The sequence below is a fragment of the Streptomyces sp. NPDC052109 genome (assembly GCF_040680195.1).
In the GTDB taxonomy this organism is placed as follows: domain Bacteria; phylum Actinomycetota; class Actinomycetes; order Streptomycetales; family Streptomycetaceae; genus Streptomyces.
Map to the genome: position 1 here is coordinate 39113 of NZ_JBFAWF010000039.1, position 8389 is coordinate 47501.

Below are 8389 nucleotides of genomic sequence, written 5' to 3' on the forward strand. Positions count from 1 at the left end.
CCAGTCCTCGTGGTGGGAGTTGGCTCGGAATGCCGCGTCGACCGGTGCGGGGACGTGGCACCTCCGGTACGGCGAGGGCAGGTCACCTCGTGGTGAAGGGGTGCCCGGTCGTGGTGGTGGTCGCGATCGCGTTGTGTGCGTACTCGTCGGCGCCCGAGACGAGGACGGAGCCGAAGCGGTCGAGGCTGACCCGGCCGCCGTACTCGATGATCTCGGTGGTGCCGGGGTAGACCCGCACCGACGTGGGCACGTAGCGGTTGGCGAAGCCCAGCCGCATCTCGTCGGTCCTGCCGCTGTGCGGCAGCGAGGCGTGCATCAGGGTGGACCAGAACATGATCGCCTCACCCGGGCGCATCACCATCGGCACGGCCTTCGACTCGTCCGGGACGAAGTCCTCGTCGATCTGCAGCTCGCGGTAGTCGTAGCCGAAGAACCCGCGCGTGATGCCGCCCTTGACCTCCTTGTTGATGCGGTCGGGGTCGTAGTGCATCTTCTTCGTCTCGTCGTAGCGCATCTGCTGATGGGTGCCCGGCATGAACTGCAGGCAGCCGGTCTCCTCATTGGCCTCGGTGAAGGCCGTCCAGACCGTCAGCGTGCCCCCGAAGTGCACGTTCTCCTCGCCGGACCACACGATCTGCGGGGTGCCGGAGGCGTTGGCGAAGGTGTCGGCCTGGTGCCAGTCGGTGCCCTCGTCGCCGGGGTACTTGGGAAAGAACTCGGTGCGCCAGCACAGGACGTCGGGGCCGAGCGCGCTGACGACCCTGTCGACGATCCGCGGGTTGCACACGTGGTCGGCGAGGAAGTCGTTGTCCAGGTGCCGGTCGTAGTTGGAGATGTTGGTGTTGCCGGACTGCGCGGCCTCCTCCTGGTAGATCGCGGTGCTGCGGTCCATCAGCGCGAGACGTTCGGTACGCCAGATGCGGCGCATCTCCTCGACCTCGTACACCTTGAAGGGGCCGTGGAAGCCGTTGAGCTGGAACTCCTCCAGCTCCTTCGGCGTGAGCGCGAACTCCCGCGCCGAGGTGTCCTGCGTCATCTTGGGTCCTCCTAGCGGTTGGTGGGCTGGGCGGCCAGGGCGCGCGCCGTCAGGCGGCGCGGCGTGGCGACGCCGGCGAGGTCCGCCGCGCGCACGGTGACGTGCAGCTTCTCCTTGATGCCTGCAAGCACGCGCACAAAGGAAAGCGAGGTGCCGCCGTGGTCGAACAGGTCGTCATCGAGGCCGATGTGGGGCCGGCCGAGCACTTCACGGACGATCTCCAGGACCGTCTCCTGCGGTGTGGCTTCCATGTCAGCGAACGTAGGGAACCGTGCGAGAACGGTCTGTTCACTGTTGAGCAGACCCCGGCAACGCCCTGGGGGATCGTGGTCGGGCCACGGCGAACCCGTCGCCGAGCTGGCGACTGCGCAGGGAGCGCGATGGGTGGACATGAGAAGACGTACCGTGACGCGACCGGATCACTGCTGCTGCCGAGGATCATCCGGCTCGACGACAACCTCTACGGCGCGGCCTTCACGCTGATGAAACTGGTACCCGCGCGCCACATCCTGCTGAAGGCCGAGGAGTCGGGACTGCTCGGCCCGAACACCGAGGTGGTGGAGACCACCTCCGGGACCTTCGGGCTGGCGTTGGCCATGCAGGCGGCCCTCATGAAGCGCCGGCTCACGCTCGTCAGCGATCCGGTGATCGATCCCGCCCTGCACCGCCGGCTGGTGGATCTGGGCGCACGGGTGGAGATCTGCGCGCACCCCGCCGACGTCGGCGGCTTCCAGCAGGCCCGGCTGGACCGGCTGGACCGGATCCGGGCGGAACGCCCGGACACCTTCTGCCCGGAGCAGTACACCAATCCGGACAATCCCGCCTCGTACACCGTCGTCGCCGAGCATCTGGAAAGCACGCTCGGCGAACTCGACTGCCTGGTCGGCCCGGTGGGCTCGGGAGGTTCGATGTGCGGCACGGCTCGGGCACTGCGGGCCACACGGCCCGGGCTGCGCGCGATCGGCGTCGACACCCCGCACAGCGTGCTGTTCGGTCACCCGGATGGCAGCCGGGTGCTGCGCGGTCTCGGCAACAGCCTGATGCCGGGCAACCTCGACCACCGGGAGTTCGACGAGATCCACTGGTGCACCGCCGCCGAGGCGTTCGCCGCCACCCGCCTGCTGCACCGCTCGACGGCACTGTTCCAGGGGCCGACCAGCGGCGCCGCGTATCTGGTGGCCCGCTGGTGGGCCCGGCGCCATCCCGACGCCCGAGTGGTGGTCATGCTGCCCGACGAGGGACACCGCTACCAGGACACCGTCTACGACGACGCCTGGCTGGCGGCGCGAGGCCTGGCCGGCGCGCCTCCCGAGCAGCCTGTCGAGGTCGTGGACCCGACCCGGCCGAGCGACGTGTGGTCCCGCTACGCCTGGGGCCGCCGTTCCCTCGGCCAGGTGGTCGGCGCGGCTGCCGGGGAGCTGATCGCATGAGCCGCCTCACCGCCACCGTCGGCCGCCAGATCCAGCGCCTGGTGTACGGCACCCTCACTCCGGCCGAGATCGCGGGCGAGCTGTCCCTGACGACCGAGATCGACCTCGCTCACCTGGTGATGCTGGTCGAGCGCGATCTGCTGTCGCCGGTCGACGCGGCGGCCCTGATCCGCCGGATCGAGCAGCTGCGCGCCGAGAACTTCCGCGCACTGTACGGCGTTCCGGTGCCGCGCGGCCTGTACCTGGCCTACGAACAGCAGCTGAGCGCGACGCTCGGGCCGGACACGGGAGGCCGGCTGCACACCGGACGGTCCCGCAACGACCTCAAGGCCACGGTCACCGCGCTGCGCCTGCGTGCCGAACTGCGGGCTCTGCTCGGCGAGCTGACCCGGCTGCTGGCGGTGCTGCTGGCACGCGCCCGCGCCCACCGGGACGTGGTGATGCCGGTGCACACGCACTATCAGGCGGCTCTGCCCATCACCTACGGCTACTACCTGACCGGCGTGGCCGTCGCGCTGGGGCGGGACGTCACGGCGCTGCGACAGGCCGTCGACGCGCTGGACCGCTGCCCGATGGGGGCGGGGGCGGCCGCGGGCTCGGACCTGCCCATCGACCCGGCCCGCACCGCGCAGCTGCTCGGCTTCGCCGCCCCGGCCCGGCATGCGCTGGACACCGTGGCGAGCCGGGACGGCGCCCTGCACGCCCTGGCGGCTGCCACGGGCGCCGCGCTGACGATCAGCCGGCTGGGCACCGACCTGCAGCTGTGGAGCAGCGCCGAGTTCGGCTTCATCGGCTTCCCGGACCGGCTGGTGGGCGGCAGCTCGGCCATGCCGCAGAAGCGCAACGCCTTTCTCCTCGAACACGTCAGGGCCAAGGCCGGCACGGCCATCGGGGCCTGGACGGCCGCGGCCGCGATGACCCGATCGACACCGTTCACGAACTCGATCGAGGTGGGGACCGAGGCGGTGGCGGCCGTCCGCCCGGGCCTCGACGCCGTGCGCGACGGGGCCATCCTGGTGCGGGCGCTGGTGAGCGGCGCACGCCCCGTGCCGGACCGCATGCTCGCGCGCGCGGAGGAGGGCTTCGTGGGCGCGACCGCGCTGGCCAACCGGCTGGTCCGGCAGGACGTGCCGTTCCGGACCGCGCACCAGCTGGTGGGCGGTGCCGTGCGGCGTGCCGTCGAGCGGGGTGCGACCCGGCTGTCGGCCGAGGATCTGCCCGCCGGTCTGCGGGACGCCGACGTCTCCCTGCCGGCGCTGGTGGCCGCACAGGTGAGCGGGGGCGGCCCGGGCGACTTCGACGCCGTGTTCGCCGCCGCGTACGACGATCTGGTCGCCCATCGTGACTGGCTGGCGCGCGCCGAGCGGCGCGAGGCGGCCGCCCGGACCCGACTCGCCGCGGCCACCGCTTCGATCGTCGGACGGACGGCGACCGAGGCGCGGGCCCCGCAGGAGGAGGCCCGATGACCTGGTTCGCGCTGGTGGAGAGCAACACCACGGGCTCCGGACGCCAGTTCTGCTCGGCGGCGCGGGAACTGGGGCTGCGGCCCGTCGTGCTGACCGCCGCCCCCGAGCGCTATCCCTACCTGGCCGAAGACGGTGTGGACCACCTGGCGGTGGACACCGGCGACGCCGCGGCGGTGCTGGCGGTCTGCCGGCGTCTGGCCGACGGCGCGGGCCTCGCCGGTGTCACGTCCAGCTCGGAGTACTTCGTCGCGACGGCGGCCGCCGCCGCCGCCCGGCTGGGGCTTGCGGCGCCCGTCCCGGACGCGCTCGTCCGCTGCCGGAACAAGGACCTGCAGCGGGCCGCGCTGGCCGCCGCCGGCGTTGCGGTGCCGCGGTTCCGAACGGCGGTCGAGGCGGCCGGCGCGGTCGCGGCCGCCGCGCGCATCGGCCTCCCCGTCGTGGTGAAACCGACCACCGGCTCCGGCTCCGTGGGCGTCCGGCTGTGCGCCACCCCCGAGGAGGTGGGCGAACACGCCGCGGCGCTGCTCGACGCGCCGGTCAACGAGCGGGGCCAGGCGACTCCACGGCTGGTGCTCGTCGAGCAGTACGTGACCGGGCCGGAGCTGTCGGTCGAGACGTTCGACGACACGGTGGTCGGCGTGGTCGCCAAGCACCTCGGCCCGGCCCCGTATTTCGTGGAGACAGGACACGACTTCCCGGCACCCGATGTGCCCGACGGTGTCACGGACACCGCACTGCGCGCGCTGTCCGCTCTGGGGCTGGGCTGGGGACCCGCGCACACCGAGCTGCGCCAGAGCCCGGACGGGCCGGTCGTGATCGAGGTGAATCCCAGACTGGCCGGAGGCATGATCCCGACCCTGGTGCGGCTGGCCACGGGGGTGGACCTGGTGGCCGCCACCGTGGCCCGGGCGGCCGGCCGCCGGGCCCGCACCCGGGCGGCGCGGTCCGGCCATGCCGCGATCCGTTTCGCGCTGGCCGCCCGGGCGGGCGCCGTCACCGAGGTCCGCGGGACCGGGGCCGCGCGTGCTGTGCCCGGTGTGGAGCTGGCCGAGATCACCGTGTCCCCGGGAACGTCCGAGCTGGAGATCACCCACTCGTTCCGGGACCGCTTCGGCTACGCCGTCGCCACCGGCCCCGACGCCGCCACGGCCACCGCCCGCGCCGAGCGCGCGGCGGCACACCTGCAGATACTCACCGCCGAACCCCAGGAGACCCGATGAGCGACCCGCACCGGCCCACCGGCACTCGGCTTCCCCGATGGACGATCGCCGGCGCCGTCGTCGAGCCCCGTTTCGTGCAGCACCGCAGGGCCGTCCCGCCCGGGCTGTCGGCCGCGCTGTGCGGGCGGGCGGACGAACTCGGCGTCGACCTGGCGGCCCTGCTGTTCGCCGTCCATCTGAAGGTGCTGGCCGCCGTCACCTCCGAGCGCAGCCTCGTGACCGGCCGCCACACCAACACCGGGCAGAGCACACACGCCGCGACCGTGTCCGACGGACCGTGGCGGGAGCTGGTCGCCGAGGCGGCCCGCGCGCTGGCCGCCCCGGTCACCGCCCCGGCCGAGACGATGCTCGACCTGCGCCCCGGCCGGGACGGCGCACTCGACCCCACCACGGCGGCCTCGCTGCACTACGATGCCGACCTCACCATGACCCTGACATACCGCCAGGACGTGCTCACCCTGGAGCACGCCGAGCGCCTGACCGGCTACCACCTGACCGCCCTGGAACTGCTCGCCGCCGATCCCGGCGCCGACCACCACAGCCAGTCCCTGCTGTCCGCCGAGGAGCTGGCCTTCCAGCGCGACACGCTGTGCGGTCCGCACACACCGCTGCCGGACGCGCTGTTCGTGGAGCTGTTCGAGGAGCAGGTGCGCCGTCGTCCGGTGTCGGTCGCCGCCGCGCACGGCGAGCGGCGGTGGACGTACCGCGAACTCGACGAGCGGTCCAACCGGATCGCGCACGCCCTGCTGGACGGCGGCCTGGACACCGAGGACGTGGTGGCCGTCGTCACGGACCGCACCCTGGACTGGCTCGCCGCCACGCTCGGCGTGCTCAAGGCGGGCGGCGTCTATCTGCCGGTGCGTCCCGACTTCCCGGCCGCACGGGTCGCCGATCAACTGCGGCGCAGCGCTTGCCGGCACGCCCTGGCCGGGCCCGGCGGCCGGGCGTTGCTCACCTCGGCCATCGCCGAGAGCGGGCAGGAGTGCCGTGCCCTGCTCGTCGAGGACGCCTACCGGACCGGACGGACCGCCGCACCGGGGCGGCCCATCGCGCCGGGACAGCTCGCCTACATCTACTTCACCTCCGGCTCCACGGGCGCGCCCAAGGGCGCGATGTGCGAGCACGCGGGCATGCTCAACCATCTGTACGCCAAGATCGACGACCTGGAGCTGAGGGCCGGGGACACGGTCACCCAGACCGCCTCGCAGTGCTTCGACATCTCGCTGTGGCAGCTTCTGGCACCGCTGCTGGTCGGCGGCTCCACCCTCATCGTCGACACCGCGGACCAGCTCGACGTCGACCGGTTCATCGAGCTGCTGGCCGACGGCGGCGTCCAGGTCGCCCAGGTCGTCCCCGCCTTTCTCGACGTGATGCTCTCCCGTCTGGAGAGCGGTCCGCGCGCGCTCGGCGAACTGCGCTCGCTTTCGGTGACCGGGGAAGCGCTCAAACCGCGCCTCGTGGAACGGTGGTTCGCGCTCTTTCCGGACATCGCCCTGGTCAACGCCTACGGCGCCACGGAGGTGTCGGACGACACCATGCACGCGGTGCTGCGGGGCAGGGCCGAGCGGGACCTGCCCGTGGTCCACGTCGGCCGGTCCCTGCGCAACGTGAACACCTACATCCTCGACGAACGGCTGCAGATCGTGCCGCTCGGCGCACCCGGCGAGATCGCCTTCTCCGGGGTGTGCGTGGGCCGTGGCTACATCAACGATCCGGAGCGGACGGCGCAGGCGTTCACCTCCGATCCGTATCTGCCGGACACCCGGCTGTACCGGACGGGCGACTACGGACGCTGGCTGCCGGAGGGCACCATCGAGTTCCTGGGACGACGCGACGAGCAGGTGAAGGTCCGCGGCTACCGGATCGAGATCGGCGAGATCGAGAACCGCCTGCTGCAGATGCCGGGCGTCGCCGAGACCGCCGTGGTGATCGTCGGCAGCGGTGACGCGACCAAGCACCTGGTCGCGTTCCACACCGGATCGGACAGCCTGCAGTCGGCCGATCTGCGCGACTTCCTCTCGGCCGCGCTGCCCGAATACATGGTGCCGTCGTACTTCCACCGGCTCGACGCCCTGCCGCTGACCGAGAACGGCAAGACCGACAAGAAGTACCTGGCCGGGCTCGCCGCCGAACTGGCGCAGGGCACCAGCGCGTACGTGCCGCCCGCCACCGACACCGAGCGCCGCCTGGCCCTCACGTGGGCCGAGGTGCTGGGCGTCCTGGTCGGCCGGATCGGGCGGGACGACGACTTCTTCGCGCTCGGCGGCACCTCCCTGGCGGCGGTACGGCTGGTGGTGCGGCTGGACCGTCGGATCTCGCTGCGGGACATCACCGCCCACCCGGTACTGCGCGACCTGGCCACGGTGCTCGACGCGGCCGCGCCGACCGGGTCGGAGGAACTGCTGCAGCGCCTGGGCACTCCCTCCGACGGCGCCCGGAGCACCCTGGTCTGCTTCCCCTACGCCGGCGGAAACGCCCTCAACTTCCAGGCCCTCGCCCGCGAGCTCGCCCCCTCGGGGGTCCGGGTGCTCGGCGTGGAGTTGCCCGGGCACGACATCAGCCGGCCGGACGAGCCACTCGCCGACGTGGCCGACGTCGCGCGCAGGGTGCTGAAGGAGCTGCCGGACGGTCCTGTCCTGCTGTGGGGGCACTGCGCAGGCACCGCCTACGCGGTGGAGCTGGCGCGGCTGCTGCAGCAGGCAGGCCGGCCGGCCGAGCGTCTCTTTCTCGCGGCTCAACTCCTTGATGATCCCTCGGAGTTGGCCGAGGAGAGCGCGCAGGTGTCCGCTCTGGACGACCGGCAGGTCACCGCCCTGCTCGCGGAGGACAGTGCGTACGTGGAGCTGGACCGCATGCGCGCGGAGCGCTCCGACCTGGTCGGCCGGGCCTACCGGCACGACGTGTGCTCGACCAACGCGTATCTGACCGGTCTCCAGAGCACTCCGCGGGAAGGTCTGCTCGGCACTCCGGTGGACGTCGTGGTGGCCGCCGACGACACCCGGACCGCGGAGCACGCACAGCGGTACAAGCTGTGGGAACGGGTCGCCGCCACGGTGTCCCTGGTCGCCCTCGACGGTGGGGGCCACTACTTCGCCCGGACCCGTGCGGCGGAGGTGGCCTCGCTGATCGCCGCCCGCTGCCCGCGGCGGTGACGCGCGTGGGTCCCAGCCGCACCACCGCTCCCGTCGGCGGAGTGCTCACTCTCGACAGCACGCTGCCCGAGGGCAAGGGCATGGC

General features: G+C 72.5%; 6 protein-coding genes. 4 read left to right on the forward strand and 2 right to left on the reverse strand.

The window, feature by feature from the left end:
- Positions 1 to 82 precede the first annotated feature (82 nt).
- Entirely contained in the window at positions 83 to 1036 is a 954-nt protein-coding gene (locus AB0L59_RS40505; RefSeq protein ID WP_365592740.1) for a chlorinating enzyme, read from the reverse strand.
- An 11-nt stretch (positions 1037 to 1047) separates the two neighbouring features.
- Positions 1048 to 1287: an acyl carrier protein gene (locus AB0L59_RS40510; protein WP_365592743.1), complete on the reverse strand. Its 240-nt coding sequence runs from the start codon at positions 1285 to 1287 to the stop codon at positions 1048 to 1050.
- Between the two features lie 129 nt (positions 1288 to 1416).
- On the opposite strand from AB0L59_RS40510, the gene AB0L59_RS40515 reads away from it, so the two are divergent.
- Genes AB0L59_RS40515 through AB0L59_RS40530 form a run of 4 tightly spaced genes read left to right on the forward strand, consistent with a single transcriptional unit; the run spans position 1417 to position 8304 of the window.
- Positions 1417 to 2466, forward strand: a complete 1050-nt coding sequence (locus tag AB0L59_RS40515; RefSeq protein WP_365592746.1) for a cysteine synthase family protein — start codon at positions 1417 to 1419, stop codon at positions 2464 to 2466.
- Complete coding sequence (locus tag AB0L59_RS40520) at positions 2463 to 3932, forward strand: argininosuccinate lyase (RefSeq protein ID WP_365592748.1); 1470 nt, start codon at positions 2463 to 2465, stop codon at positions 3930 to 3932. The genes AB0L59_RS40515 and AB0L59_RS40520 overlap by 4 nt, the downstream gene beginning before the upstream one ends.
- Complete coding sequence (locus AB0L59_RS40525; RefSeq protein WP_365592751.1) at positions 3929 to 5152, forward strand: ATP-grasp domain-containing protein; 1224 nt, start codon at positions 3929 to 3931, stop codon at positions 5150 to 5152. Before AB0L59_RS40520 ends, AB0L59_RS40525 begins: the two co-directional genes overlap by 4 nt.
- Positions 5149 to 8304 carry an amino acid adenylation domain-containing protein gene (locus tag AB0L59_RS40530; RefSeq protein ID WP_365592754.1) on the forward strand — a complete coding sequence of 1052 codons (3156 nt, stop codon included), beginning with the start codon at positions 5149 to 5151 and terminating at the stop codon, positions 8302 to 8304. Before AB0L59_RS40525 ends, AB0L59_RS40530 begins: the two co-directional genes overlap by 4 nt.
- Positions 8305 to 8389: the final 85 nt, after the last annotated feature.